This window comes from Enterobacter cloacae complex sp. GYL001 (assembly GCF_049237125.1).
GTDB lineage: Bacteria > Pseudomonadota > Gammaproteobacteria > Enterobacterales > Enterobacteriaceae > Enterobacter > Enterobacter hormaechei_C.
The window spans coordinates 140,373-166,121 of sequence record NZ_JBMKGW010000011.1 but is presented as its reverse complement, the minus strand read 5'-3'; the positions used below and the strand labels follow the sequence as shown (position 1 = coordinate 166,121).

The following is a 25,749-nucleotide window of genomic DNA, read 5'->3' as shown; positions in this document are numbered from 1 at the left end:
CCTTCGCTTCTTTCTTATCAGGTAACGGCCAGACGCAGACCCAAATCATCAGGATAGGGATCAAAGTAGTTTTGCGTCATCAGATACCGGTCAGGGTATTCAGCCAGATAATGCTTAAGCAGCGTCAGCGGCGCGAGGATCGGCAGCAGCCCGTCCCGGTAATGCAGGATCACATCACGCAGTTCTCCGCGCTGGCGGCTGTTCAGCTGGTTACGGAAATAGCCCTGGATGTGCATCAGCACGTTAGTGTGATTCTTCCGCGAAGCGGGTTTTTTCAGGATGGTCATCAGCTTGTCGCGATAGGCCACGAAAAACGCGTCCAGATCGTCCCACTCGTGCAGTGATGCCACGAACGGGCCAATTTCACGGTAGCCTGCCTGATGGTGCGCCAGAAGCTGAAGCTTATAGCGGCTGTGAAAGTCCAGCAGAGCACGGCGCGTCAGGCCATTTTTACGCATTACGTTCAGTTCGTGGAGAGCGAAAACGCGCTCAACAAAGTTTTCCCGCAGTACCGGATCGTGCAGGCGACCGTCTTCTTCGACGGGCAGCCAGGGATAAGTTTCAAGGAGGGCGGCGGTGAACAGCCCGACACCCTCCTTGCGGCCCCGGTTGCCGTTTTCGTCGTACAGCCGCACGCGCTCCATGCCGCAGCTGGGGGATTTTGCACAGACGATAAAACCCGACAGATCGCCGATTTTCGGCAGATAATCTGCCGTAAATGCGGCCATCTTCTGCGTGACGTCATCGTGCGGCGCTTTGCTGAACCGCATTTCTGTCTCGCCGTCGGTGGTCATCACCAGGCGCAGCGCCGGACGAGGCGTGGGCAGGCCGATAGCCATTTCAGGGCATACCGGACGGAAAGCGACCCACTGCGCCAGCTCATCCATCACAAAGCCCATACGCTTATGCCCGCCGTCAAAGCGAACGGCGGAACCGGTCAAACATCCGCTAATACCCAGCACAGGTTTTGTTGTCATGGTGTGCACCTCCCGATCTCATATCTAAAAGTTACACAACAATGCGTATTTGTCCAAGTATTGGCGGAGTTATTTTTTAATCGTCTTTAAAATCAAGAGCAATCAGCTGCCCTTGTAGGTTGAGTAACCGTACTGGCTGAGCAGAAGCGGGATGTGCAGTTTTTCATTGGTGCGGGTGACGGTGAACAGCACCGGCACTTCCGGGAAGAAGGAGTCCAGCTTTTTGCCGTGGAAGTAGTCTGCGGTTTTGAAGGTCACTTTATACACGCCAGGCGCCATATCCTGATCCTGCGGATAGAGTGATTTGATGCGCCCGTCGTGGTCGGTTTTACCGCTGGCAATCGGGGTCCACTTATCCTGCTCCTGCTTCTCCAGCGTGACGGTCACATCCGCTGGCGGCATACCGGTTTGCTGGTCCAGAACGTGAACGCTCAGGGTGCCTGCCGGGGCGCTGAACGCGGCAGGCGCGAAAGCCATTGCAGCCAGCATCATCAGAGGGAGTGTCTTTTTCATCGTGTTTTCCTGTTGAGTTGTCAGTGACAGGAAAACGTTAGCACTCGCTGCGCGAAAAAATATTCAACTTTTCGTGAAGATTGCCACAGCAGAAAATAATCAGAGGATAATCACCTCAAGGGAAACCTGCTGCTGCCACTGTGCAACCTGCTTTTTCCGCGCGGCGGTAAGTTTACCGCTGGTGACCAGCAGCCATTTGCGGTCCGGGACAATTTCCGGGGCCAGCGCGGCAGGGGGAACCGGCAGTATGTCGATGCGGTGGCCCTGGCCGGTGCGCGTCAGAGCTTCAAGCCAGATCTCACACGGGTCGTTCAGATGCCAGCCGCTGACGAGGATGTTATCGCCCGGCGCTTTTTTATCGCCCTCAAGACAAAACGAGGTATAGGCGATGAGGATGCCGTCGAGGATCTCACGCAGCGTCATGGCGGCGGCGACGTTGGCCGATATCTGGCTGCGCAACGGACGCAGCACGTTAGTGACCAGCTCTGGCCTTGGGTATTCGCGTCCGGCGTCGTAAATCATCTGACGCAGGGACTCAATTTTCCCCTCCTGCAACTTTTGCAGCATGGCCTGTTGCAGGGTTTGCCAGTTATTGGCGCGGCGCGGCACAGGGCGTTCAAGCAGTGATTTTACCTGACCGATGGGTACGCCTTTTTTTACCCAGTCGAGGATTTTCAGCGCCTGCTGAACGTCCTCATCGCTGTACAGGCGGTGACCGCCGTCCGTACGCTCGGGTTTGAGCAAGCCATAGCGTCGCTGCCACGCCCGCAGCGTGGTGGCGGTGATGCCGCTGAGTCTGGCGAATTCGCCGATGGAGTAAGCCATGTCTGCATCCGAAGAGAAGGAGTTGTCTCAATATACTACGAATATTCCCCGACGGGATGAAGCGCCGCACGGGTGCGCTACACTTAACGTCCAACCGCGTAAATGAAAGGAGTTCTCATGAGGCTATGGCCTGTCGTTACCGGTGTCGCCATTGCGCTGACGCTGGTTGCCTGTAAATCTCCCACGCCGCCGAAAGGCGTGCAGCCCATTACCGGCTTTGATGCCAGCCGCTATCTCGGCAAATGGTATGAAGTCGCCCGACTGGAAAATCGCTTCGAGCGCGGTCTGGAACAGGTCACCGCGACGTATGGCAAGCGCAGCGATGACGGTATCAGCGTACTGAACCGCGGCTACGATCCGGTGAAGAAAAAATGGAATGAGAGCGAAGGAAAGGCGTACTTTACCGGCGAACCGACCACGGCTGCGCTGAAGGTATCGTTCTTCGGCCCGTTCTACGGCGGCTATAACGTGATCAAGCTGGACGATAAGTACCAGTACGCGCTGGTCAGCGGCCCGAACCGTGACTACCTGTGGATTTTATCGCGCACCCCGACCATTCCGGATGCGGTGAAACAGGACTACCTGAACACCGCACGCGGTCTGGGCTTCCGGGTCGATCAGCTGGTGTGGGTGAAGCACTAACCTACTGATACGAAAAGGTGATGCTTGCCAGGGCGTTGGCCGAACCGGGGACCAGGTCTCCGGTTCGGATGTACTGCGCCTGGAACGGCAGGGACAGCGTTTGTGCCGAGCTGGTGGTCTGAATGAAAAACTGTCCCGTCGTGCCTGCGGCCGAGCTGTCCGGCCCCATCATCAGCGGCCCGGTACCGTTATAGAAAAACTGCACGCCAATGCCGGAGGCCGTGGAGTCCCCGGTCAGCGTCACGACCGACGAGGTATTTGACGGCGTGGTCTGATCGGTCATTACTGCGTTAACCGCCACGTTCTCATCGCAGGTCAGGCTGACGTTAAACTCTCCCGACGGCGAGGTGCTGCCTACGCTGGGCAGCGTGTGAACATCAATGGAGCCCAGGTCGACGTTGGCGCTTTTTGTGCCTACCGTGCAGCCGCTTGCCGTCACCGTGATGGTGGTGGGGTTGATGATCACCTGCGCGGTTTTCACTTCGTTGTTATAGGCCGTCAGGATCGCCGCGTTAATGGTCGGGGTCTGGTATACGCCGGATTTCAGCGGAACGCCGGTCTTGATAAACGTCACTTTTGCCGACCAGCCCAGTGCGGTGGCGTACCCGCTTGTCCCATCGGCCGGATAGCTCTGCGTAATGCCCGTCTGCATCGGGACATAGGTGGTGCCGTTATAATCTTTAAGCCCAAGAATGAAGCCGATGCCGGGCACGCCCGTTTCAAATACCATGTAATTTGCGCCATCAAGAATAACCGTGATGCCGGTGGCGGTTATACTGCTGCTCGGCTCCAGCGTCCCTTTGGTGCAGGTAAATACCAGGCCGCACCAGAACACTTCCGAGACGCTCGCAGAGGCGCTCCATTCAGAGCCGATCGTCTTTCCAGGCACGATGGAGTCTGCCGGGCCGGACCACGACATGGGCGTTGGCGAAAGGGTGATATCCGATGTCCAGGAGAGGGCAAGTGCCTGAGAGGTCATGAAAAACAGGGCTAAAAACAGTAAACGCATTATTGATACTCCGTCGTCCAGGTCGCCACTGCCGAAACGTCTCCGGCATTGACCGGCGCACCCGTGGCGGCCAGTCGCGCATAGAAGGTCATTTTTACGCTGTCATCCCCCGCCGCGCCGTAAGCAGCGGTTTGGGTATCCAGCGGGATAAGTACGCTGTCTTTATCCAGAATCTGCACCGCCACGCCGGTCGCGCCGCCGTCAGCGACTTTCAGAAGCTGCGGGTTCTCGTCATCTGGCGTACCGCTGAAGCGGATTTTCACGCCAGCAAAGGTGGGACCGCACGCTTCAAGGGTGAGCGTGAAGGGCGTTTTGATATTGCTGACCGCCCCCGCCTCGCTAAATTGCTTCACGCCGAGGGTGCCCAGCGGCACGTTTTGCTCCTTCGAATCTTCCGAGACAATGCAGGTATTGCCGATCACGTTGCCGGTCACGGAAACCAGCACGTCATAGCCGCGCGCGGGGACGGCGATGACCATCAGCAGGATCAGGGGGAGGAACCGGACGCTTACTGACATATGACCTCCTGGGAATAAAGCCCGGTGCGGGCGTGATAAGTCTGCGGGTTCAGCGCATAGCGGATCGTGCAGCGCTGGGCGCTGTCGCGCCCCCATACGGCATGCAATGTTCCCTCCGCTGACAGGCCGGTCAGATACACGCTGCCGCCATCGCCGACGATACCGCTGGCTTTGTCATCCTCTGACGAGACCAGCGTGCCGAAGGGGAGCACGTCTTTAGCGTGACGTACGATAAACATCGCTTTTGCCCCCTGACGCGTGGTGAGGGTGGCGCGAACCAGTGCCCCGTCGGTGGGGATTTTATTGGCGATGGCGTTCTCAAGTTCCACGTCATTGCCCACGGTGGTGACATCCAGCGCAACCTGATTAACGCGATACGGCGTGGCGTACGGGATCACCGCATAGCCCCGGCTGTCGGTTTTGATGCCCTTGTGGTTGAGCACGGAGACATGGCTGGCGCCCGGGGCTTTTACCAGGATATTGGTGTTCCCGAGCGGCTGGCTCAGCGTCAGACCATCCTCATGCAGCACCGCACCGCCGCTCATCCCGTAGCTGAGGTTGCGGGAGTCACCGGCGTAGCTGTAGCCCAGGTTATAGTCTCCCCACGCGCCCTCGTATTGCAGCGCGGCATCGCCGCCGTAGTGCTGCTGCGCGCTGTAGCGCTGGTTGACGCTATAGAAAAGATTCTCCTGTCCCGGCAGATAACCACTGACACCGGTACTGGCGGTGGTGCCGGCGGGATCCGCATGGGTAGCGGTAAAACGGAGACGGGTCGACAGCGCCGGGTTACCCAGCGGCACCGACAGGGACAACGCGAGGATATTGTCTTTCTTGTTGTCGTACAGGCCAGAGCTACGCTGGGCGCTGATGCCAAGCGACAGGTTACGAAACGTCGCGTTCCACGCGAACTGCAAACTTTGCGTGGTTTTTGACGTATTCCAGTAGGTTTGTTGATCCCAGGACAGTGACAGCGCGCCGTATTCGCCCATCGGCTGCGACAACAGCAGCTGATTTTTTGCCTTACGCGACATATGCAGGTTGTAAACCGTGTCGTAGTGAGTGGTGACGGTGCCATCGTCTTCCACGGTCTGTTTTGGCGCGCCGCCCGCCATGCCTTTGTAAGTGGTATCGCTGAGGGTATAAAACCCTGCCGTTGAGTAACGCAGCGAGAAGAAATTGACTCGCGTACCGATATCGTTCAGCAGCTTGCTGTACCGCAGGCGCACCGAATCACCGGTGTAGTGCTGATTATCAGCCAGCTGGCTGCGGGCATGGGTGAGGTCGAGGGAGTAGGCGCCAAAGCGGCCGAGATTCTGCCCGATACCGAAGGCCAGGCCGTTGTAGCGATCGGAAAACTGCGCCCCGCCATAAAACGTGAGGCCGTATCGCCAGCCCAGGAACAGTTCGCCCTGTGCGAAGGAGGGCGAGATCTGATCGCCCGCAGGGCGGTATTTCCCCGCCCCCAGAGCATATTTGACCTGACCGTTACGCACCAGATTCGGCACGCTGGCAAAGGGCAGGGTGTATTGCGTCTGGCTGCCGTCGCTCTCCTGAATGGTGACCGCGAGATCGCCGCCGGAAGAGGTCGGATAGAGATCTTTCAGCACAAACGCCCCCGGCGGAACAGAGGTTTGATAGATAACGTTACCGTTCTGGCGAACCGTCACCGTGGCATTGCTGCGCGCGATGCCGCGCACTTCAGGCGCGTAACCGCTCAGGCTGGCGGGCAACATATTGTCATCGGTCTTCAGGGCAATCCCACGCAGGCCAACGGCGTCAAACACCTGCGAGGAGGTGAACGTTTCACCGGCATAAACCTGGGCACGCAGGGCGCGGATATCCCGCTGTAGCCAGGTCTGGACGTGGGTGAGCTCGTTACTCTCTTTGGTCCACGTGGTGAAATCACGCAGCCGCCATGCGCCCAGGTTGGCGCCGCTGTTGAGGCTCACAAACAGCTGTTGTTCCCGCGTGCGCGTCTCGCCCCGGTATTCATTATTCGCGCCATTGACCACATAGTTCAGCCACGCGGCAGGGATGCCGGACTCCCAGCTCTCCGGGCTGACGTACCCGCGCGGCAGAGCGCGCATCGCGCTTTGCGGTACGGTGAAGTTGAGGGTAAGCGTCCTCTGGTCAAAATCAAACCGGGTATCGGCGAATGACCGGGTTAAAAAAATGCACCGCTGCGCAGGCGGCAGCTCACCCCCTTTAGCCTGACGGCTGTCGATGCCAAGTGCGGCGAATTGCGCAGGCGTAAGGCACGGCAGGGCTTCACCGACGGTGTTTTCAGCGACGCGAAACGTGACGTTACCTGTGAACGCGAACTGGGTGTTGATATACACGTTAAGATTGTACTCGCCCGGCGGCAACGCGCTCCCGGCGTTGACCCAGGCGAGATCGGCGCTGTTGGCGCGCTCGCCGTTGAGAAACGCAGGATTAAATTGCAGCTCGCTTTCGGCAGCCACGGCTTGCCGAATCACCAGGGCGATTGCCGTGGCGCACAGGATTTTAATTTTCATGTGGTCACGCCTTACTGTTTTTATTATGGGGACAATGACGTGCGGGTGACGGGCGTCCAGGCCCCATAATCGTTAATCGTCTGGTAGCTCATGCTGCTCGCATGGCTGAAGGTGTCTGCCAGCGTCACGCTGGATTTCGGCGGCACCATGACGGGCGACACCGGCCTGCCATCAATTTTCACGTTAATGGTGGTGAGGTAATACGGCGTTGGGTTGGTCAGCGTGACCTTGCCCGCGCGGTAGGCGCCAGCAAGGTTTTTCCATGCTTCCCCTGCGCCCTCCCTGAGCTGCTCCGGGCGATAAAAGACCTTGATGCGGTTGGCAGAGGCGAATTGCAGCGAATTGCCGGAACCGTTTTTAACCTGCTGTGGGATAGCTTTGACCGTCATCCAGTACAGCGTTTCGCGGTCGGCTGGCAGGGAGTTGCCGCTGAACATGATTTTCACCGCGCTTTCGCTGGCGGGCTTCATGACGTACAGCGGCGGCGTGATGACGAAGTCGTTGGTACGGCTCCCTTTCTCGTCTTCCATCCAGGACTGGATCAGAAACGTGGCATCAGGGTGGGTATTTCTTACCTGCATCATCGTCTGCGTAGCCGCGCCGGTGTAGATCAGCCGCGTTGCGCCTAACCCCACGCCGCCTGCGTACACGGCGGATGAACATAACGTGCCAGCCAGACAAATCCATGTGTTTACGCGCATAGTGCGTCTCCTGAAAGCTGAGTCAGACCCGGCCAGCAGACCGGGCCTGAAGATTACGAATAGGTCACGGTGTAGGTGGCGACCGCGCTGGCATCACCCGCCGTGGCGTTGCCCAGTGGGGAGTAATATTTCGCGCTGAAGTTCAGGATGTTCGCCCCCGCACGCAGGGGGATCGCTGCTGCCGGCTCACCCAGCCTGACGACGTTGCCCTGTTCGTCATAAAGACGGATAGCGACATGCTGCGCCGAGCCCGCGCCGCCGTTTACTCCCGCAGCCAGGCTATTCACATCGGTACTGTCCGGTGTACCGGTGAAGGTGATAGCCACGGTCGTTGCGGCAATAGGGTTATCTTCCGTGGACGCGGAGGTATCGGCGATTTCGCAATCTTCCAGGGTGATGGAGAAGGCTTTTGCGGTACTGGCTTCACTGCCTGCGGCAGCCAGCGTGGCGGTACGCACTTCACCCATGTCGACGTCGATATTGGCGCTACCGGCGCTGATGGCACAGGCGGAGGTCACCACTTTACCGCTGAAGTTAACCGTGCCGCCGCTGGTGGTGGCGGCCAGTGCTGAGCCCGCTGGCAGCAGGGCGGCAATGCTTAATGCCAGCAGAGAATGGCAAGTAAGGCGTGCTTTCATTTCATAGTTCCTTGATTTTTTTATTACGAGATTTGCTCTGAAAGCGGCAGGTCTAACTGGTTAAAAAGACCAGCAAATCTGTCTTATTCCTGAGCCCGAGTTTCCTTATCGCTGAGCTTTTTAAGGCGCTCACGCGGCGATAAGAAAGTTTCTCCAGTTCTGCGATGTAACGTATATCCAGTCCGTTCCTGAGTTCCTTTAATACCCTCCTTTCTCCAGGCGTCAGCGATAACGCCGCTGGCTGCTTTTGGGGCCGATAATGGCTATCGACCATTTTTGCTAGCTTTATCCGCCACTGATAAACCGTGTTCTGTAGCGAGATATAGGCATCAATATCTTCCCGGACCCATAACAGGGAATGGGCAGAGGTTGAGTACAGGCAGATAATCACTTCAGGCTGCGTGACTTTGATTTTTTTTAAATATTTCAGTGAGTCATACCCTGTATGGTATTTCTCTGCGCCGGATATAAATAAGATATCGATAAGAATCGACGACAGCGCCTTATCCAGTTCCTGATAACCTCCTTCGATGATAATGATGTGAAGGTCGTCGCGGATGCTGCTTAATAACGTTTTAATGCCGTTTCTTGCATAATGATCGCCGCCCATCAGTGCAACAGTTATATGCTGTGTTATTTGGCTATTGTTCGTCATGTTATTCCTCGATTTATAATAGTAATCAGGCGAATTATTTATAAGGTTATCGCCAGTATTCTCGAAGCAATGACGTATTGCATACTGTAGGCCTACTATACGTCGGCCAATAAAGAGGTAATCTGAATTAATGTAAAATTGTATTAATTACTAAGATCGAGACCGGTTACGACGCTTCCCTCTGATTGGTCTTATTCCGCTTCGCTTTCTGTAAATTATGATAGCCGCTATTTTTAATGAAAATTTAGCTTTGATAAATGTTTTGTAAGGAGTTTGTCTTTTGGTGTCAGTGCGGGTGTGAAGTTGCTGACGGGGAATAACAATTTACGAATGTTATCATCGATAAAAACTGATAGAAAGGTGGCTTAAAAGCATACAAAAACCATGTAAGTTATTGATATTGGTCAGGTTGAGAAAACTTAAGGCTTAAGAGTGCTGAATATTTCAGACACGCATGTCCGTGGCGTACAATGTTCTTTTATGTAGATATTTGTCAATGTCAAGAGGCGAGGAGTGCGCCAAAAGATGAGGCCCTGATAAATGAGATGCTGCCGGTAGTCAGATACTTCTGTGGAGCGGAAATTCACTTCACAAAACATCATAATGAGGATGATCGCGGATGAAGCGGCTCTGCAAGCCGCATTCTACAAGGGTTGAGTTCTTATGCAGGTTCAGTGAAGCTTAAGGGATGAAATATAAATTAAGATTTTTCGCCAATGGCGAAGATATACAGCATGACGTTAATCAGTCACATTAATCCCGACGTGAATGTCATCCCATACATGCGGTGACCCAGGTTCAACATCTGTTAACCGGAGAATTCATACTGCCCCTATGCATAAGCATTACATTATAAATAATATCGTCGAATTTCATCCTGCGGCCAGCACGTTACGTGATATCAACAATCCTGACCGTGTGGTTGTGTTAAATTCGCCAGCAGGCCGATGCCTGTTGTTATTAATCGACAGAGCGGGGTCGATTGTCACTCAGCAAGAGTTCCTTGATATTGTCTGGCAAAGCCGCGGCATGCTTGTCTCCTCCAATACCTATTACCAGAACATCTCCATCCTGCGCAAAGGGCTCAAAAAGATTGGCTTTGAAACTGACCCTATCGTTACCATTCCGCGGATTGGGTTGACGCTGGCAAGCGACACGCAAATAACCGTCAGAGAGTCTTCACCCGTCGCGCCTCAACCCGCAGAGGGACAATGTGTGGAGGCGCCAGCGATCGAGGAGGTCTCTGCACCCTCCGAGCCAGCAACGCCTGTTGCCAGGAAGCCCACGCGCTGGCTGGCTGTTGTCATGGGTCTATTGATCGTCCTGGCCGGGGCAGGCGTGACGGGATATATGAACGCCACAGAAAACCGTTTTGTTGAGGATTACCGTTTTGCGGCATCCGTCGGAGCCTGTCGCGTTTATCTTGCGAATGACATTCAGACTCACGCTGAACGCGCTTCCGCGCTGACCTATGTGGAACAATTCAAGGCTGAATGCGCGCAATATCCCTGGGTTTACATCAGCTGGTACGCTCTGCTTCCTCGTGCGTCGGTTATTCGCTGCGACCGGCCAATGAAAGAACCGAACCGCTGTATATCTGATTATTTCCTGAAGGATAGCTAGCATGACTCGTTTTCGGCAGATGCTGTATATCATCGTGACGGGCCTCGTCACCGCAGGCGTGCTGACGGGCTATTACCTGTGGCACCGAACTTACGTTCAGCCTTTTTCATGCCAGGCTAATCTGGTACAGCACCATCCGGATGAGACGCTGACGGTCTGGCTGAATTACACCTTCGACGGGAAACTCGGCACCCTGAGCATGAATGGCCGGGCAAAGAGCGATCCGGGTAAAACCATTGACAGGAAAATTTCCTTTCGGGTGGAGAGACAAGATCATCTCTATTTGCTGACGTCAGAAAAAAATATGACGTTCCCGGACGATAATGTCGACGACAGCTGGCTGGAAAAATATGAACCGCAATTCTTTGTCTATCCGGGCAAGAGTATTTATATGCGGATCAATGAACAACATAATGGTAACTATATCTTTACCTTAGGAACATTACCGACATATGTGTGTCGTGGTTCAAAAAAAGAATGATATAAACGAGAAAAACATTATATTTTCCTCCCGTCTCATTTATGCTTGATTTAAAATATCAGGATTACCTTAGAAATAAAAAGTGCGACAGATCATGTTGCGATAATGTAATTAATTTTAAATTTGGCAAGTAAATGAAAAGTGTATTTGACTCCTCCGATGGGGGGAAATCAGTACCGGAAAAGTGTCTGCATATTGGGTTGATATTATGGCCCCGTTATTCACTCCTGGCCGTCTCCGGGTTGCTGGAGGCGCTGCGTTATGCAGCGAAAGCTCAGGATAAATTAGCATTTAAAATCAGCCTGATAAGTGAATTTCCTGATATCCCGATTATCAGCAATGCGGGGATTATCATGAGACCGGATTCCCCCCATGCGCCGCCGGACAGTTTTAACTATCTTGCTGTTATCGGCGGTGAATTGCAGTATCTGGACTTAGGGTATCAGGGGGATAAAGCGTATCTGGCACATGCCCACCATGCCGGGGTTCCGCTCATTGGCATTGGCACCGGCAGTTTTGTGCTCGCACAGGAAGGATTGCTGAATGAACGACGAGCGTCCATCCATCCTTTCCACCTTGATGCATTTCGGCAGGCTTTCCCGCTGGTTTATGCTGAGCAAGGGTATGATTTCATCGACGATGGCGATGTGCTGACCTGCCCGGGCGGTATTTCCACCCTGACGCTGGCAACTGAGCTTATCCGCGCCCATGCCGGGGATGATATCGCCAGCACCACCTGTCAGCGTTTGTCGCTCGTTCCGCATGAAATTGCCACCCCGCGTCCGGCGAATTTTGCGCTTATCCCTGACTCGCGGTTGCGCCGCGCCGTCATGCTGATAGAACAGTTCCTGACCCGGCCGCTCACCACCGCCGGGCTTGCGCGAGAAGTGGCATTGAGTGAACGCCAGCTCAACCGTCTGTTCCACGCAGAATTCGGCAAAACGGCCCGCGAATTTATCCGCAGCGCCAGACTGCGCTATGCTTGCTGGCTGCTGAAGAACTCACAGCAAAGCGTGACAGATATTGCGCAGCGGATGGGGTTCAGCGACTGCGCGCACTTTATTCGTCATTTTCAGACGGAGTATGGTTGTACGCCTGGCGTGTGGCGCACGTCGCAGAGCTGAATATCATTACATTGCTGCCCTGAAACTTTACTCAACCGGAATATCATCATGAAAATAGAAGCCGCACACCCCTCACAATTTGAACGCCTCGTCGCAGTCTGGGAGTCGTCCGTTCGCGCCACGCACCGCTTTTTGCAGGAAAGCGATATCGCGGCGCTGCGTCCGTTATTGCTCAACGCATATTTGCCTAATCTCAGGGTTGTGATTGCCCGGGATGACGTGGGTATTATTCACGGCTTTTTGGGCGTGGATAAAAATCGCATTGAAATGCTGTTTGTGGATGATGCGAGCCGGGGGAAGGGTATCGGGAAAATGCTGCTGCAATATGCCATTGCAGAATTCGGCGTAAATGAAGTGGATGTGAACGAGCAGAATCCGCAGGGGGTGGCGTTTTATCGTCATATGGGGTTTGAGCAGGTCGGGCGCTCGGAACTGGATGGGCAGGGGAATCCGTTTCCATTGTTGCATATGCGGTTGAGTGGACAGGCTTAACGCCCTCTCCCTCTGGAGAGGGCGTCTGCAAGCTAGTTACTGGTAATTTGCCCGATGATTACACCACGCACTTTTTCGCCATCGAAGTAATACGAGACCGTATTACTCTGGATGAATCCATTCTGTACTGGCGTCTCCTGATAAAAAAGTATCGCTTTCTTTTTGGCGATCCCTTTCTTGCCGAACATTTCAATTAGATTCCTGTGAGTAGCATTCAACAATGGAACATTCGCGACTGAGACGCTGACAGGTTCCGTTGTTTTAGCACACTCTTTATGGATGCCATCTTTGGCAATAACTAGCGCAGTTAACAATCCTGCACCCATTTCGTTATCAGAAATGAACCAGTAATTCGTGCCATCGTCGTCATGAAGGCAGACCCAGCGTGCTGAGCTGTCTTTGTTAACTGGTGTGCTGGTGATATCTGACAGGTGAGTAACCTCCATTCGTACGGCTTGCTTGCTTATAGCGATGGTCGGTGAAAGGGGCACTGTTGTAGAAATTTCCGTCAGTGATCCGTCTTCATCGTAATACTCGGTCGCGAAGCCGGTCATTTCCGTTGCTGAGACGTGCGAACTGACTGCAACGAGTAATGGCAATAAACAAAATAAACGCTTCATTTGACTATCAATACCGTATCGTTGCTTTTCCAGATACTCCTTCTGGCACTCAGAGGAGCAATGATGCAGCCCTCTGAAGAGTCGTCAGGGTGCAAACTGCTTTTACCATGTATTTTAAATGAGTCTCTACCACACATATCATTTGTCGAGTAGGGCGTGAGGCTGAGAGTATATTTCCCGGTGTGGGCTGAATTATGAGGGGACCCAATAGTGTAGGTACCTCGTGGCAGCGGTCCGCTGTTTTTTACACATTCTTGTGACGGATCGTTTTTGTAACCACTAGCACCTGCGTAATCTGCATCAAATTGGTAGACACCATCCAGATAAAATTTGTGCTCTTTTACATCATATTCCCAGGACATACTTTCTCCTTAAGCGCGTTCCTTCCAGGTATCAGAATGAATGATGTTTCCATCTATGTAATGCCATGTTATTTTTTCATATGTTAGATCTACATATTCACAATGTGTATAGCGTTCGTTTCGCGGTAGTTTAATGTCAAACATGAGTGGTTCAATTTGAACTACTCTTGCATTTTCTAAAGTTGTCTTAAAGTAAGCCTCTTCAAGTCCGTTATAGTTGATTCTGTAAAATATGAACTCTGCTTTTTTAAGTGTTTGCCCAGTGCATAAGGCTTTGTATAGATAAGAGGATGATGAATCAATCTCTTTCATGAATGCATAGGTACTACAAATGCGTTTTGCAGTGATTTTACCGGAGAATTTATCTATAGGTTGTTCTATAGAATGCATAAATTCAATCACTTCCATTGAACCTTCGCGATCTTTTATATCGACAGATCCATTAATCCTCCGGCCTGAATCATCCTCGAGCCATAAGTAAACAGGTATAGCCATCTCAATCTCCTTTTATAGACTGAGGGAAACTACTCTTCATAATGGATTTAAATTGTGACTTTCATTTCAAAACAGGAATGTTAAAGAATTTCGGTTGGTTTAATAGAAAGTTGTAGTTGCGAGATATGGATGGTATCAATTGACGTTTAAAAATTTATAAGGTTGATTTATGACTATTCTTCCATCGCAAGAATAATAGTCACTAAAAAAAGCATCAAATATTGAAATGATGAATATCATTGAATAATGAACCTATGCCGGGATTAGCGCTTAGCCTGCTTATCCCATTTTAATAAGCCGACAATATCTTTCTCACCTTCGGCCTCTTTCAGCAGGCGCTGCTTTTTTTCATATTCGATGTATTCTGAGCACGCCTTCTCATCAGCCGCTTTCTTGCTGCTTTTTCCTGCGCCTTCTAAAACGTCCCGGTCGTTGAATTGCAGGAACTGATCGAGCTTGGTTTGCCAGTCTCGTAAAAATACCTGCTTGCGGCGTTTGGCCTGATCTTCGGCAAAATCGAGCCACATATTAACGACGCGATTAAGCTCGCTCACCTCATCCTGAGACAGATAATTTTTTGCGGTGGTGACATCGCTTTTACGGACTTCTTTGCCTTTATAGCTGGTCAGCCCCATATGCGGTTGAGTGGCGTCCGCACGTTGGTGAATCAACTCAGCAGCGGTGTGCCCAGTGCAGGCAAAATGCAGTTTATTCTGGATGGTCTGAAAGAATTGCGTGGTTTCTTTGAGCGACGGCTGATAGTCAGCGGCTAATGCGAAAATCTCCCTCACGCGAAGATAGACCCGGCGTTCGCTGGCCCGTATATCGCGAATGCGTTCCAGCATTTCATCGAAATAGTCAGGGACGGCGGAAGATCCCACAGGCGGATTTTTCAGGCGCTCGTCGTCCATAACGAAGCCTTTAACCAGGTATTCCTGGAGCGTTTGGGTGGCCCACTGGCGGAACTGTGTGCCTCGCGTGGACCGGACGCGATAGCCGATGGCGAGAATGACGGGCAGGCTATAGTGAAGTGTGTTGCGATTGACCTTGCGCTGACCTTCTTGCTGAACTTGTAAGTAAGCCTTACAAGTTGCTTTTTGTTCAAGCTCACCTTCTTCGTAAATGGCTTTAATATGCTGAGTAATAGCTTGAGGAGTGACCTGGTAAAGAGACGCAATGGCTGCTTGCGACAGCCAGAGTGTTTCATGTTCAAAGCGACATGTGATGCGAACCGTTCCATCATCACTGGCAAACATAACAAATTCGCCTGCCGGGGATTGGATTACGTCTTTATCTGCCATGTCGCCTCCACATCTAATGCACCAGGCAGGTAGTATGCCAGAAACAGCCGCTAAGCCAGGTGGTTTGTATTTGATTTTGCGAGGCGCTTTCCAGCATGTGGAATTTGGATCGCTGCAAGCGCGTCCTCTATCTCAATAAGCTTTGCTTTCGTCCGTTTATAATCGTCCTGCAAACGCTGCTCCTGCTCGTTATACGCCACCAGAACGATGCATCCTTTCATGACCTTTACCGTGACCTGCTGCCCGGTATCAAACCCCGCCGCGCGCAGCCACTTGCCGGAAAGGATGATTTTTGGCGTAGATTTGTCGTAAACATTCGGGCGGTATCCCACAATTAACGAACGCTCGGTTCCGGATTGGTCGGTGTCTGGGGTAGAATGCGAATCAGCCATAATCAACTCCTTGATAGTTGGTGAGGTTAGCTCTCGTCCGGTATTGCGAGTACCTGGCGAGGGCGTTTCAATTTGAGGTCTTCGTATGATAAGGTACGTACCTCAGTGAAGATATCTTGCTCTTGTAGGTACGTACATGTCAACAGCTAAACGCGACCCTAACAAATCTAAATCCGGAAAAGCACCGACGTTTCAGATTCGTATTACGCCGGAGTTAAAGGCACAGTTTGAGGAGGCTGCGAAGGCTGAAGGGATGAGTTTGGGGAATTGGCTTAAAAATTTAGGGCGCAAAGAAATAGCTAATAAAAAGTAGATTAAACATCGAATATTAGAAATATATTCAGGGTAGGATTTGTGCCCCTGCTGGTGTGTATGTAACAAAAAACAGAGGGACATCACGTTAGTCGCGTTCCGTCCACGGCACTACCCGTTTACACTGTCTTTTGCTCTTCAAACCGAAGTATGAAGTATTCGACTAATGACGAATAACTGATGAGAAAGCTTCCAAGCATTTGCGTGCCCGGTTAATTCTAACCCACCCTATGTCAATGATGCCAACATCCGCAGGGGCAAAAACACATTATCACAAAATTATTATGAATCATACCCTCTTTGCATTTCTTTTTTCTGTAGTAATTTTTTAATGTTAATTGATTCATTCCAGTCAATAAAAAACAATTTTCTTTCGCGAATCTTATTGTATATTGCATTAACTTCTTGAACTGTTGGATATATTCCATAAGTTTTATAGAAATATAATTTCAGTGCGTCTTTATAAATGTCAATGGGGATATGTGGAAAGGTTCCAAGATCTAAAAGTAGATGTGCTATCTCTGAGTGATTTCGCGGATTGTTTGTATTGTTAATTTTCTCATGAAATGAAAAATATATGCTTTCAATAAGATTATTGTTGTTGTTTTTGTTACAAAGAAGATGTAAGCATGAGCAAGTTTCAAAGTAATCAAGATGAGAGGTCATATTGTTATCTATCTTATAAAAATGTTTGATAGATTCATCATCCAAAACAGCATCCTTAAAGATGGAACGTACTGCGATCATAAAGTTGATAAATTCTATTCTAGGCTTACCATTTTGAACAGCGATGTCTATCAATATCCTCGTTTCGTCTTTAAGTTTTTTTATTACTTCATCTTGATCTGATTTTACTAATTTTGCATTAATTTCTCCGATAATAACAATTAGTTGTGACATTAAATGACTTGTTCTTGATTTTATATTCATTGCGAACAAGAAACTTAAGAAATCTATATTAAATATGATGAAGTTACGATACGTAGAGCTATAGGTTTCTATATCTGTAATATACTGTATCTCATTATTTATTCGTTGTAATCTTGATCTAAGCACAGACATCATTAACCCACTAAAGGCATCATAATTTGTATCATTTTGCTTGACAATGGATTTGAATTTCGTAATTAAAGTGTTAGATCGAGTATACGGTTTGTAGATAAATACAATGCTTGGAATTGTTTGCCACTCATTTTTAGGTAAATGGTTTTTATCCCGTTTAATTGATTTAAAAAAATCGCTGATCTCACTTAATACATGCGTTTTAGCAATAGTAAGTTTAGTAATGAATGGCCTTCTTTCTCTCTGTTCCTTAGACTCATTAATATATAACTTAAATTTAGCCATTTCATGGATAAATGAATCATAAATTATATCGCCAACATTTTCATTTTTTGTAAAAACAAAATAATCATCTACATACCTCTTTACAACATAATCAAAATTATTTCTATATCCTTTTTCTTCTAAATCTCGCTCAACAGCTACATCTATAGCTTGTAAAATTATTTCTGCAAAAACTCTGGAAAATTCCGGCCCAATTAATATTCCATTTGTTTCGTTATCATTCATCCTCATCAATAAATGATCAAATTTGCTGTCAAAAGAATTTGAAGAAAGGTTTTCTTTAGAGAAAACCTTTCCTTTTATTGCCCAGCTTATACTATGTGTATAAATACTGCTAAAACATTTAGCAATATCAAAGCGCAAAGAATATGAGAATTTTTTCTCTATAGATTGAAATTTTAATGAATTGAAAAATTTATAAAGGAGAGTGTAACCATCATAAGAGAAATATGAAGATGAATATTTTTCATCTTCATTTGTGTCTTGCTGAGCGACATCGTCATCCTTTAGTTCTGAATTATATTGAGAATCGAATGGTGAAGACTCATAATAATATGCTGCAACTGCTGTAGGTTTTCTTATGCTAAAATTAGATTTAGAACATAAATATGTAATATACTCTGCATTTGAATGTATTAAATTTCCAATCTCATATTGTACTATAGGATGTGGAATACTGATTTTTCTTGTTGATTTTTCATTTTTAGTAATAAAGTAGTTGAATGGAATCATCGGTGATTTGTTTTCTACCAAAAGGTCCTTAAAAAAATAGGAAGCCTTGTCCCTTTTTTTGAGGAACTTATAGAAACCTATGTTGGAAAAGATTAATGGTACTTCATATGGTAGTGTTTCTGTTAACAATGTACGAAGGGTGTCATGTTTTTTTATGATTACTTTATCCATTTACCAGCATCCTTTTATTTTGTTTATTTGGTTTCCGTTGAATATCTCTGTAAATTTACATTTAAATCCTGAAATGAATGAATATTTATTTAGTGATTTTTTATGCGTGTTATTTAGAAATATTTTAGTGGAGACTTTAGCATGGATCATTTTTTTTAAATATAAATCAAGCTCTTCATATCTGGTTAATGATGTTAAATGGATGTAATTATAATAAACACCTGATTTCATTCTATCAGATTTATGTTTTCCATTGGAAATGAAATGATTTCCCGTTAAGAATTTGATTCTATTTTCTAGTAAATTATAATTGCCATTATTATGGTAGTCTCTGAAGCTTTTGTATAATCTATTTTTTAATTTTAAGGTTTTTTTATTAGACAATCCCACTTTCAATTTTTCGCTTGATTTATTGAAAGATAGCTCAGGAAACTCAAAGTTGTAACCAAGAAAGTCAAAGTTTTGTATCTGGGCGTTAACTGCTTTACATTTGCATTTATCAAAGCAATTACATTTTGCTTTTGAGCAGATGCATTTTACATAACATCTGCAAGGTGTGACTGCAATTACTTTGTTCTTCTTCCAGTTAAGTTTGAGACCATCTGGCAGGAATTTTATAATTTCATTCTTTATATTTATTCGTTCTGTTGAAAATATTAGTATGTCGTCAACAAAGCGCGTGTAAAAATATATTTTTTGATTGCTTTTCATTTGCTTGTCAAAAGAATTCATGACTAATTCTGAAATTGTAGAACTTAGTCCTATGCCTCTGGGCATTCCATTAATTATCATTTTTTCTAGAACCCTGATGTACTCTGTTAACACAAAGTTTGATTCAGCGGATAAAAAATTATTTTCTAATATTTTTGAGCAGTGAACAATTGGGTTTATGCTTTCATAAAAATCGCTAATGTCGAACTTATATATATATTTCGGGGTTTCTTCCTTTAATAAAGAAATAACTTGCTTTACAATGCTATGTCTATCACTTTGCCTTAGATTATATGCTTTAGCAATGTTGGAATTTAGTTTAGCTAATACTATGTCATCATCAACTATGGCAGTTGTATATATTATTTTATTATTTGAATTATAATGATTGAAGTCATCTAGAGTGAATGATTTATCGGTGATTGATTTTGAAAGGACAGAAAGAGAGTTCTTTGTGGGTTTTGATTTTAACGAACGAGCTTTTCTGTGCCTTGTTTGCAAAATTTTCTTTAAATTTTTTTCGCTGAATGATTGCTTATTCATTTCATTACTCTCAGTACATTTTTAATTAAATATTGTGTACTAAAAAATGACGTTTAAATCAATCTAAATTACTTTTATCGGTCAGAAATAACATAGGGTAGGAATAATTTTGGCGGAAGATCACAGGAGTCGAACCTGCCCGGGAACGCTGGCGCCCCCAACTGGATTTGAAGTCCAGCCACCTCACCGGAGATGACGATCTTCCGCGCCTGCATTGCTACATGGAGGCGGGGCGCATTATAGCTACTTTCAGGCATTTACCACATACCCCACACCACTTTTTTCACCTCTCTTTTGACCTTAACCCCCCTGTTTCAGCTAATTCTTAAGAAAATCCTCAGGTTAGCATTTCGTGCTCACCAACTTTTATCCCGATCACAAAAAACAAGAAACGTAATCTGCTAACCAGAAAACGCAATACCCGCCTTTGAAACAATGGTTTAAAACCAATGCAACCGGTCTCAGCGCCCCCTACAGCGTGAAGGATAAAAATATGAGCGAAGTCCTGTCAGTAAAAGAGAAGATTGGCTACGGCATGGGAGACGCCGCCAGCCATATCATTTTTGATAACGTCATGCTTTATATGATGTTTTTCTACACCGATATTTTTGGTATTCCCGCCGGGTTTGTCGGCACCATGTTCCTGCTGGCCCGCGCGCTGGATGCGATCTCCGACCCGTGTATGGGCCTGATTGCCGACCGCACCCGCAGCCGCTGGGGCAAGTTCCGTCCGTGGATTTTGTTCGGCGCCATTCCGTTCGGCATCGTCTGCGTGCTGGCCTACACCACGCCGGACCTCAGCCTTAACGGAAAAATGGTTTACGCCGCCATCACATACACGCTGCTGACCCTGCTCTATACCGTGGTCAATATCCCGTACTGCGCGCTGGGCGGCGTGATCACCAACGACCCGACGCAGCGTATCTCCCTTCAATCCTGGCGCTTTGTGCTGGCGACGGCGGGCGGCATGCTCTCCACGGTGCTGATGATGCCGCTGGTGAACCTGATTGGCGGCGACGATAAGGCATTCGGCTTCCAGGGCGGGATCGCCGTGCTGTCGGTGGTCGCGTTCCTGATGCTGGCGTTCTGCTTCTTCACCACCAAAGAGCGCATCCAGGTGCCGCCGAGCACCACCTCCATGCGGGAAGACCTGCGCGACATCTGGCAAAACGACCAGTGGCGCATCGTCGGCGTGCTGACCATCCTCAACATCCTCGCCGTCTGCGTGCGCGGCGGCGCGATGATGTACTACTGCACCTGGATCATGGGCTCGCCGGAGGTGTTCGTCGCGTTCCTGACGACCTACTGCGTCGGTAACCTGATTGGCTCCGCGCTGGCAAAACCGCTCACCGACTGGAAGTGCAAGGTCAGCATTTTCTGGTGGACCAACGCCGCGCTGGCGGTGGTCAGCGTGGCGATGTTCTTCGTGCCGATGCATGCCACTGTGCTGATGTTCGGCTTCATCTTCGTTATCGGCGTGCTGCACCAGCTGGTGACGCCGATTCAGTGGGTTATGATGTCCGATACCGTCGACTACGGCGAATGGACCAACGGCAAACGACTGACCGGCATCAGCTTTGCGGGCACGCTGTTCGTGCTGAAGCTCGGCCTGGCGCTGGGCGGGGCGATGATCGGCTGGATGCTGGCAGGCGGCGGCTACGACGCGGCAGCCAAAACCCAGAACAGCGCGACCATCAGCATCATCATCGGCCTGTTTACCCTGGCACCGGCGATCTGTTACGTGCTGAGCGCCATCATCGCCAAACGCTACTACACGCTGAAAACCCCCTTCCTGACCAAAATCCTGGGCGAGCTGGCGCAGGGCGCGCGCCGTAATCAGCAGGAATTTGAAAACCTGCCGGTCAGCAAAGAATTGCAGAACTAAGAGGACGTAAGCATGAAAATCAGTGATGGAAACTGGCTTATCCAACCGGGCCTTAACGTGACGTATCCGGTGCAGGTGTTCGACGTGGAGCAGCAGGGCAATGACCTGGTGGTGTACGTCGCGCCGCGTGACGTGCGCGAACGCACCTGGCAGCTCGACACGTTGATGTTCACGGTGCGCCTGTTTGCTCCGCAGGAGGGGATTATCGGGGTGCGCATTGAGCACTTCCAGGGCGCGCTGAACAACGGCCCGCACTATCCGCTGAACGTCCTGAAAGACGTCAAGGTCGGGATTGAAAACAACGCCGAATTTGTCGAACTGAAAAGCGGCAGCGTCAGCGTGCGCGTCACCAAAGGCGAGTTCTGGGCGCTGGATTTCCTGCGCAACGGCCATCGCATTACCGGCAGCCAGCTGAAAAACAACGGCTACGTGCAGGATACCAACACCGATCGCAACTATGTGTTTGAACGTCTGGATCTGGGCGTGGGGGAAACGGTCTACGGCCTGGGCGAGCGCTTTACCGCCCTGGTGCGCAACGGCCAGACGGTCGAAACCTGGAACCGCGACGGGGGCACCAGCACCGAGCAATCCTACAAAAACATCCCGTTCTACCTGACCAACCGCGGCTACGGCGTGCTGGTGAATCACCCGGAAAACGTCTCGTTTGAAGTCGGCTCCGAGAAAGTGTCCAAAGTGCAGTTCAGCGTGGAAGGGGAATATCTCGAGTACTTCGTGATCGACGGCCCGACGCCGAAAGAAGTGCTGAACCGCTATACCCGCTTTACCGGCCGTCCGGCGCTGCCGCCTGCGTGGTCGTTCGGCCTGTGGCTGACCACCTCCTTCACCACTAACTATGACGAAGCGACGGTGAACAGCTTTATCGACGGCATGGCCGAGCGCGACCTGCCGCTGCACGTGTTCCACTTCGACTGCTTCTGGATGAAGGCCTTCCAGTGGTGCGATTTCGAGTGGGACCCGGTGACCTTCCCGGATCCGGAAGGGATGATCCGCCGCCTGAAAGAGAAAGGGCTGAAGGTCTGCGTGTGGATAAACCCGTATATCGGCCAGAAATCGCCGATCTTCCGGGAGCTGAAAGAGAAGGGCTACCTGCTGAAGCGCCCGGACGGCTCCCTGTGGCAGTGGGACAAATGGCAGCCGGGGCTGGCGATCTACGACTTCACCAACCCGGAGGCGTGCCGGTGGTATGCGGACAAACTGAAAGGCCTGGTGGCGATCGGCGTCGACTGCTTCAAGACCGACTTCGGCGAGCGTATCCCGACGGACGTCCAGTGGTTTGACGGTTCCGATCCGCAGAAGATGCACAACCATTACGCCTACATCTACAACGAACTGGTGTGGAACGTGCTGAAAGAGACGGTGGGAGAAGAAGAGGCGGTGCTGTTTGCCCGTTCTGCCTCCGTGGGTGCGCAACAGTTCCCGGTACACTGGGGTGGCGACTGCTACGCCAACTATGAGTCGATGGCCGAAAGCCTGCGCGGCGGGCTGTCGATTGGGCTGTCCGGCTTCGGGTTCTGGAGCCACGATATCGGCGGGTTCGAAAACACCGCTCCGGCGCACGTCTACAAACGCTGGTGCGCGTTCGGGCTGTTCTCCAGCCACAGCCGCCTGCACGGCAGCAAATCCTACCGCGTGCCGTGGGCGTACGATGACGAGTCCTGCGATGTGGTGCGCCACTTCACGCAGCTGAAATGCAAGCTGATGCCGTACCTGTATCGTCAGGCGGCGCTGGCGCACGAGTTCGGCACGCCGATGCTGCGGGCGATGATGCTGGAGTTCCCGGACGATCCGGCGTGCGATTACCTCGACCGCCAGTACATGTTGGGGGATTCAATGATGGTGGCGCCGGTGTTCTCCGAGGCGGGGGACGTGCAGTTCTACCTGCCGGAAGGGCGCTGGACGCACCTGTGGCACAACGACGAAATTCAGGGTAGCCGCTGGCATAAGCAGCAGCATGATTTCCTGAGCCTGCCGGTCTATGTGCGCGACAACACGCTGCTGGCGCTGGGTAACAATAACCAGAAGCCAGACTATGCGTGGCACGAGGGGACGGCCTTCCAGCTCTTCAACCTGAGCGATGGCGCAACGGCGGTAAGTGAAGTGCCTGCGGCGGACGGTTCTGTGGTGTTTACGCTGAAGGCGTCACGTCAGGGCGACGTCGTGACCTTTACCGGCGCGGGAGATGCGCAAAACTGGTCGGTATGCTTGCGCAACGTGCAGAAGGTCGGCGGCGTAAAAGGCGGTTCACATGCGGGCAGCGAATGGGGTGTGGTGGTGAAAGCCGAGGGGGATGAGGTGGTGGTTCACCTCTGAGCTGGAAAAATGCCCGGTGGCGCTTCGCTTACCGGGCCTACGGTAATTATGCGGTCTGATGCCCTCACCCACGGTAGAAGGAACCAAAACCTCGTAGGCCGGGTAAGGCGAAGCCGCCACCCGGCTTTTTACTGTGCCGGAGCCACCGTAGACACCATCCCGCCGGTCATCTTCTGTTGCACCTGCCGTTTATCCATATTCACTGCGCTCAGCTTCCCATTCACCGTCGGCTTCAGCGGCGCATTGGCCTGCACGCTTCCGCTGGCGGTGAGCTGAATATTGCCGTCGCCTGCAATCGGCAGCGCTGGCCAGCCCCACTGCTGCAAAACGTTGAGTGGTACACCGCGCCCGTTCAGGCTCACGGTGGTTTGTCGCTGTGGCAGCTGTGACACGGTGGCGGTCGCTTCCAGGATCCCTTTCTCGGTAAAGGCGCTCAGATCGGTAATATTTACCGTTGCGGCGTTGGCATTCAGCGCCAGCGACGGGCGACGCACGTCGACGCGGTTAAAGGTTGCTGCCGCCCCGTTGAGGGTTGCGTTACCGCCCCACACGCCCCACTTGTGATCCTGCGCCAGCCGCAGATTAGCGCCATAACCGTCGAGGGATGTGATCTGCCACGGGAACGCCGGATCGATGTCGATCACCAGGTTGCGGCTCAGGCCGAATTTTTTTAGCGTCACGCTGTTCAGCCATGCCGGAAGCGGGTCCATCCACAGCGTTTTCCAGTTTTCCGGAAGCGTATATTCCAGTCCGGCAATGGCAACGTCGTCCAGCACTAGCGCCTGACCCTCGCGCAGCCAGTTGCCGGAGGTGCGCACCATGCCTCCTTCCCAGCGGGAGGTGAACTGACGCAGCGCAATGCCCTGCGGGGAGAATTCCGCATTCAGGATAGGGTCAAACAGATGCAGCGAGCCGTAGATAAATTCGCTGGCGTTCATGGATAACCGTCCCTCCTGGCTTTGCCAGTCACCTTTACTCAGGGTGAGGTTACGCAGGCTGAGATCGAGGTCGGTTACCGCCCAGTCTGGCCCCTGTAGACGGGCATCGGTCACTTCCAGCCGCCCAATCTGTAACGAAGGCAGGGTGGAGAGAGGGGCGAAGAAATCCAGCAGCGATTTGTCGCTTTGCAGGCGGATCTCATTCAGACGCAGGGTGTTGATAACCCAGCCACCGTCGGCATTACGCAGAGCCGAGCCCGTCAGCGAGCCGCGCGCCATATCGGCACCGATGGTATTCAGCACCACCTCTTTGCCGTTGAGTTGTCCCTGAATCAGCACGTTGTTGGCCGGTATGCCGTTGAGCGTGAGCGACCCGGCGCTCATCTGGATTTGCGCATTTTTTCCCAGTACGTTCCCCGCCTCGGGCTGCCACGGGCTGACGCCGCCGGTCACCTTTTGCGCACTGAGATCCCACTCCGTATTCGGGCTGTTAAAGGCCATGTTATTCAGTTGCAGACGGTCGGCCTGGAACGGCAGCGGCGCCGTCTGCGGCGATAAATTCAGCGTGCCATCGAACAGGGTGATGGCATCCATATGCAGCGGGTCGGTGATCTGGCGGCTGCTTAAGCCAATATCCACTTTTTTAGCGACCAGCGTGGCCGGTTTGCCATCTCGTCCGAAGGTAACGTTTTCCAGAAGGATGTGAGAAGGGGATGAAAAGCGGTGATCCATCAGGTCAAAGTTGAGCTCGTAATCGGTATTCACCGTGATCCAGCTGCTGACCTGCGATGCGCCCCAGCGGGTCTGGAGCAGAAAATAAAAGGCGAGCACTACAATGAGCAGGGCTACCAGAAGATAGATAAGCAGCTTTCCAATAAATTTCATGGTCTTCCTT

25 protein-coding genes and 1 tRNA gene are annotated in these 25,749 nt (G+C 50.9%); 8 read left to right on the top strand and 18 right to left on the bottom strand.

Features of this window, described 5'->3' with window-relative positions:
- Positions 1-17 precede the first annotated feature (17 nt).
- From ACOTWU_RS18495 to ACOTWU_RS18485, 3 genes are all read right to left on the bottom strand, one after another.
- A complete protein-coding gene (locus tag ACOTWU_RS18495) occupies positions 18-977 on the bottom strand; it encodes a YbgA family protein (protein ID WP_126498977.1) in 960 nt (319 codons plus the stop codon).
- Positions 978-1,079: 102 nt separating this feature from the next.
- On the bottom strand, positions 1,080-1,490 hold the full coding sequence (uraH, locus tag ACOTWU_RS18490; RefSeq protein WP_022650126.1) for a hydroxyisourate hydrolase: 411 nt from the start codon (positions 1,488-1,490) through the stop codon (positions 1,080-1,082).
- Between the two features lie 99 nt (positions 1,491-1,589).
- Positions 1,590-2,315, bottom strand: a complete 726-nt coding sequence (locus tag ACOTWU_RS18485; protein ID WP_126498978.1) for a MerR family transcriptional regulator — start codon at positions 2,313-2,315, stop codon at positions 1,590-1,592.
- Between the two features lie 117 nt (positions 2,316-2,432).
- On the opposite strand from ACOTWU_RS18485, the gene ACOTWU_RS18480 reads away from it, so the two are divergent.
- Positions 2,433-2,957, top strand: coding sequence for a lipocalin family protein (locus tag ACOTWU_RS18480; protein WP_126498979.1), 525 nt, complete (start codon positions 2,433-2,435; stop codon positions 2,955-2,957).
- Position 2,958: 1 nt separating this feature from the next.
- Here ACOTWU_RS18480 and ACOTWU_RS18475 read toward each other — a convergent pair whose 3' ends face one another.
- The 6 genes from ACOTWU_RS18475 to ACOTWU_RS18450 are packed head-to-tail and all read right to left on the bottom strand — an operon-like array spanning position 2,959 to position 8,994.
- Entirely contained in the window at positions 2,959-3,966 is a 1,008-nt protein-coding gene (locus tag ACOTWU_RS18475) for a fimbrial protein (RefSeq protein WP_126498980.1), read from the bottom strand.
- Positions 3,966-4,484, bottom strand: coding sequence for a fimbrial protein (locus tag ACOTWU_RS18470; RefSeq protein ID WP_126498981.1), 519 nt, complete (start codon positions 4,482-4,484; stop codon positions 3,966-3,968). The genes ACOTWU_RS18475 and ACOTWU_RS18470 overlap by 1 nt, the downstream gene beginning before the upstream one ends.
- Positions 4,475-7,000, bottom strand: a complete 2,526-nt coding sequence (locus ACOTWU_RS18465; protein ID WP_220719620.1) for a fimbria/pilus outer membrane usher protein — start codon at positions 6,998-7,000, stop codon at positions 4,475-4,477. The genes ACOTWU_RS18470 and ACOTWU_RS18465 overlap by 10 nt, the downstream gene beginning before the upstream one ends.
- Positions 7,001-7,023: 23 nt before the next feature.
- Positions 7,024-7,701, bottom strand: a complete 678-nt coding sequence (locus tag ACOTWU_RS18460) for a fimbrial biogenesis chaperone (protein WP_126498982.1) — start codon at positions 7,699-7,701, stop codon at positions 7,024-7,026.
- A 53-nt stretch (positions 7,702-7,754) separates the two neighbouring features.
- Positions 7,755-8,339, bottom strand: a complete 585-nt coding sequence (locus tag ACOTWU_RS18455) for a fimbrial protein (RefSeq protein ID WP_015570069.1) — start codon at positions 8,337-8,339, stop codon at positions 7,755-7,757.
- A 52-nt stretch (positions 8,340-8,391) separates the two neighbouring features.
- On the bottom strand, positions 8,392-8,994 hold the full coding sequence (locus tag ACOTWU_RS18450; protein ID WP_220719618.1) for a helix-turn-helix domain-containing protein: 603 nt from the start codon (positions 8,992-8,994) through the stop codon (positions 8,392-8,394).
- Positions 8,995-9,828: 834 nt separating this feature from the next.
- On the opposite strand from ACOTWU_RS18450, the gene ACOTWU_RS18445 reads away from it, so the two are divergent.
- The 4 genes from ACOTWU_RS18445 (at position 9,829) to ACOTWU_RS18430 (ending at position 12,714) form a co-directional block, all read left to right on the top strand.
- Entirely contained in the window at positions 9,829-10,617 is a 789-nt protein-coding gene (locus ACOTWU_RS18445) for a winged helix-turn-helix domain-containing protein (protein ID WP_023295687.1), read from the top strand.
- Between the two features lies 1 nt (position 10,618).
- Positions 10,619-11,098 (top strand): hypothetical protein, encoded by a 480-nt coding sequence (locus ACOTWU_RS18440; protein WP_063136746.1) that lies wholly within the window; start codon positions 10,619-10,621, stop codon positions 11,096-11,098.
- Between the two features lie 353 nt (positions 11,099-11,451).
- Complete coding sequence (locus ACOTWU_RS18435) at positions 11,452-12,222, top strand: GlxA family transcriptional regulator (protein ID WP_223230145.1); 771 nt, start codon at positions 11,452-11,454, stop codon at positions 12,220-12,222.
- Positions 12,223-12,270: 48 nt separating this feature from the next.
- On the top strand, positions 12,271-12,714 hold the full coding sequence (locus ACOTWU_RS18430) for a GNAT family N-acetyltransferase (RefSeq protein WP_017383639.1): 444 nt from the start codon (positions 12,271-12,273) through the stop codon (positions 12,712-12,714).
- A 32-nt stretch (positions 12,715-12,746) separates the two neighbouring features.
- Here the strand turns inward: ACOTWU_RS18430 and ACOTWU_RS18425 are convergent, their stop codons facing one another.
- The 5 genes from ACOTWU_RS18425 to ACOTWU_RS18405 form a co-directional block, all read right to left on the bottom strand.
- Positions 12,747-13,334, bottom strand: a complete 588-nt coding sequence (locus ACOTWU_RS18425) for a hypothetical protein (protein WP_223826496.1) — start codon at positions 13,332-13,334, stop codon at positions 12,747-12,749.
- Positions 13,331-13,696: a tlde1 domain-containing protein gene (locus tag ACOTWU_RS18420; protein WP_072051083.1), complete on the bottom strand. Its 366-nt coding sequence runs from the start codon at positions 13,694-13,696 to the stop codon at positions 13,331-13,333. The genes ACOTWU_RS18425 and ACOTWU_RS18420 overlap by 4 nt, the downstream gene beginning before the upstream one ends.
- Before the next feature lie 9 nt (positions 13,697-13,705).
- Entirely contained in the window at positions 13,706-14,191 is a 486-nt protein-coding gene (gene tssD, locus ACOTWU_RS18415; RefSeq protein ID WP_126498984.1) for a type VI secretion system tube protein TssD, read from the bottom strand.
- Between the two features lie 263 nt (positions 14,192-14,454).
- The gene (locus tag ACOTWU_RS18410; protein WP_126498985.1) at positions 14,455-15,492 is read right to left on the bottom strand and encodes a virulence RhuM family protein; all 1,038 of its coding nucleotides are present in this window, start codon (positions 15,490-15,492) and stop codon (positions 14,455-14,457) included.
- 50 nt (positions 15,493-15,542) lie between these two features.
- Positions 15,543-15,884, bottom strand: coding sequence for a SymE family type I addiction module toxin (locus ACOTWU_RS18405; RefSeq protein WP_006812446.1), 342 nt, complete (start codon positions 15,882-15,884; stop codon positions 15,543-15,545).
- A gap of 136 nt (positions 15,885-16,020) precedes the next feature.
- On the opposite strand from ACOTWU_RS18405, the gene ACOTWU_RS18400 reads away from it, so the two are divergent.
- The gene (locus ACOTWU_RS18400) at positions 16,021-16,197 is read left to right on the top strand and encodes a toxin-antitoxin system HicB family antitoxin (protein ID WP_072052037.1); all 177 of its coding nucleotides are present in this window, start codon (positions 16,021-16,023) and stop codon (positions 16,195-16,197) included.
- A 281-nt stretch (positions 16,198-16,478) separates the two neighbouring features.
- On the opposite strand, the gene drt3b is transcribed toward ACOTWU_RS18400, so the two are convergent.
- From drt3b to ACOTWU_RS18385, 3 genes are all read right to left on the bottom strand, one after another.
- Positions 16,479-18,446 carry an antiviral reverse transcriptase Drt3b gene (gene drt3b / locus ACOTWU_RS18395; RefSeq protein ID WP_220719616.1) on the bottom strand — a complete coding sequence of 656 codons (1,968 nt, stop codon included), beginning with the start codon at positions 18,444-18,446 and terminating at the stop codon, positions 16,479-16,481.
- A complete protein-coding gene (drt3a, locus tag ACOTWU_RS18390; RefSeq protein ID WP_126314420.1) occupies positions 18,447-19,700 on the bottom strand; it encodes an antiviral reverse transcriptase Drt3a in 1,254 nt (417 codons plus the stop codon).
- Positions 19,701-19,810: 110 nt separating this feature from the next.
- A tRNA-Sec gene (locus tag ACOTWU_RS18385) sits at positions 19,811-19,905 on the bottom strand.
- 288 nt (positions 19,906-20,193) lie between these two features.
- On the opposite strand from ACOTWU_RS18385, the gene ACOTWU_RS18380 reads away from it, so the two are divergent.
- A complete protein-coding gene (locus ACOTWU_RS18380; RefSeq protein WP_032646751.1) occupies positions 20,194-21,585 on the top strand; it encodes a glycoside-pentoside-hexuronide family transporter in 1,392 nt (463 codons plus the stop codon).
- Between the two features lie 12 nt (positions 21,586-21,597).
- Positions 21,598-23,916, top strand: coding sequence for an alpha-xylosidase (gene yicI, locus ACOTWU_RS18375; RefSeq protein ID WP_126498999.1), 2,319 nt, complete (start codon positions 21,598-21,600; stop codon positions 23,914-23,916).
- A gap of 128 nt (positions 23,917-24,044) precedes the next feature.
- Here yicI and ACOTWU_RS18370 read toward each other — a convergent pair whose 3' ends face one another.
- Entirely contained in the window at positions 24,045-25,739 is a 1,695-nt protein-coding gene (locus ACOTWU_RS18370; protein WP_017693973.1) for an AsmA family protein, read from the bottom strand.
- Between the last annotated feature and the right edge of the window lie 10 nt (positions 25,740-25,749).

Coding starts and splice junctions, on each gene's coding strand:
- ACOTWU_RS18400 (WP_072052037.1), top strand. CDS start 16,021: ATGTCAACAGCTAAACGCGACCCTAACAAATCTAAATCCGGAAAAGCA.
- ACOTWU_RS18450 (WP_220719618.1), bottom strand. CDS start 8,994: ATGACGAACAATAGCCAAATAACACAGCATATAACTGTTGCACTGATG.
- ACOTWU_RS18410 (WP_126498985.1), bottom strand. CDS start 15,492: ATGGCAGATAAAGACGTAATCCAATCCCCGGCAGGCGAATTTGTTATG.
- ACOTWU_RS18475 (WP_126498980.1), bottom strand. CDS start 3,966: ATGCGTTTACTGTTTTTAGCCCTGTTTTTCATGACCTCTCAGGCACTT.
- ACOTWU_RS18420 (WP_072051083.1), bottom strand. CDS start 13,696: ATGTCCTGGGAATATGATGTAAAAGAGCACAAATTTTATCTGGATGGT.
- ACOTWU_RS18425 (WP_223826496.1), bottom strand. CDS start 13,334: ATGAAGCGTTTATTTTGTTTATTGCCATTACTCGTTGCAGTCAGTTCG.
- ACOTWU_RS18470 (WP_126498981.1), bottom strand. CDS start 4,484: ATGTCAGTAAGCGTCCGGTTCCTCCCCCTGATCCTGCTGATGGTCATC.
- ACOTWU_RS18495 (WP_126498977.1), bottom strand. CDS start 977: ATGACAACAAAACCTGTGCTGGGTATTAGCGGATGTTTGACCGGTTCC.
- ACOTWU_RS18435 (WP_223230145.1), top strand. CDS start 11,452: ATGAGACCGGATTCCCCCCATGCGCCGCCGGACAGTTTTAACTATCTT.
- ACOTWU_RS18430 (WP_017383639.1), top strand. CDS start 12,271: ATGAAAATAGAAGCCGCACACCCCTCACAATTTGAACGCCTCGTCGCA.
- tssD (WP_126498984.1), bottom strand. CDS start 14,191: ATGGCTATACCTGTTTACTTATGGCTCGAGGATGATTCAGGCCGGAGG.
- ACOTWU_RS18370 (WP_017693973.1), bottom strand. CDS start 25,739: ATGAAATTTATTGGAAAGCTGCTTATCTATCTTCTGGTAGCCCTGCTC.
- ACOTWU_RS18460 (WP_126498982.1), bottom strand. CDS start 7,701: ATGCGCGTAAACACATGGATTTGTCTGGCTGGCACGTTATGTTCATCC.
- yicI (WP_126498999.1), top strand. CDS start 21,598: ATGAAAATCAGTGATGGAAACTGGCTTATCCAACCGGGCCTTAACGTG.
- ACOTWU_RS18380 (WP_032646751.1), top strand. CDS start 20,194: ATGAGCGAAGTCCTGTCAGTAAAAGAGAAGATTGGCTACGGCATGGGA.
- ACOTWU_RS18480 (WP_126498979.1), top strand. CDS start 2,433: ATGAGGCTATGGCCTGTCGTTACCGGTGTCGCCATTGCGCTGACGCTG.
- uraH (WP_022650126.1), bottom strand. CDS start 1,490: ATGAAAAAGACACTCCCTCTGATGATGCTGGCTGCAATGGCTTTCGCG.
- ACOTWU_RS18445 (WP_023295687.1), top strand. CDS start 9,829: ATGCATAAGCATTACATTATAAATAATATCGTCGAATTTCATCCTGCG.
- drt3b (WP_220719616.1), bottom strand. CDS start 18,446: ATGGATAAAGTAATCATAAAAAAACATGACACCCTTCGTACATTGTTA.
- drt3a (WP_126314420.1), bottom strand. CDS start 19,700: ATGAATAAGCAATCATTCAGCGAAAAAAATTTAAAGAAAATTTTGCAA.
- ACOTWU_RS18455 (WP_015570069.1), bottom strand. CDS start 8,339: ATGAAAGCACGCCTTACTTGCCATTCTCTGCTGGCATTAAGCATTGCC.
- ACOTWU_RS18405 (WP_006812446.1), bottom strand. CDS start 15,884: ATGGCTGATTCGCATTCTACCCCAGACACCGACCAATCCGGAACCGAG.
- ACOTWU_RS18440 (WP_063136746.1), top strand. CDS start 10,619: ATGACTCGTTTTCGGCAGATGCTGTATATCATCGTGACGGGCCTCGTC.
- ACOTWU_RS18465 (WP_220719620.1), bottom strand. CDS start 7,000: ATGAAAATTAAAATCCTGTGCGCCACGGCAATCGCCCTGGTGATTCGG.
- ACOTWU_RS18485 (WP_126498978.1), bottom strand. CDS start 2,315: ATGGCTTACTCCATCGGCGAATTCGCCAGACTCAGCGGCATCACCGCC.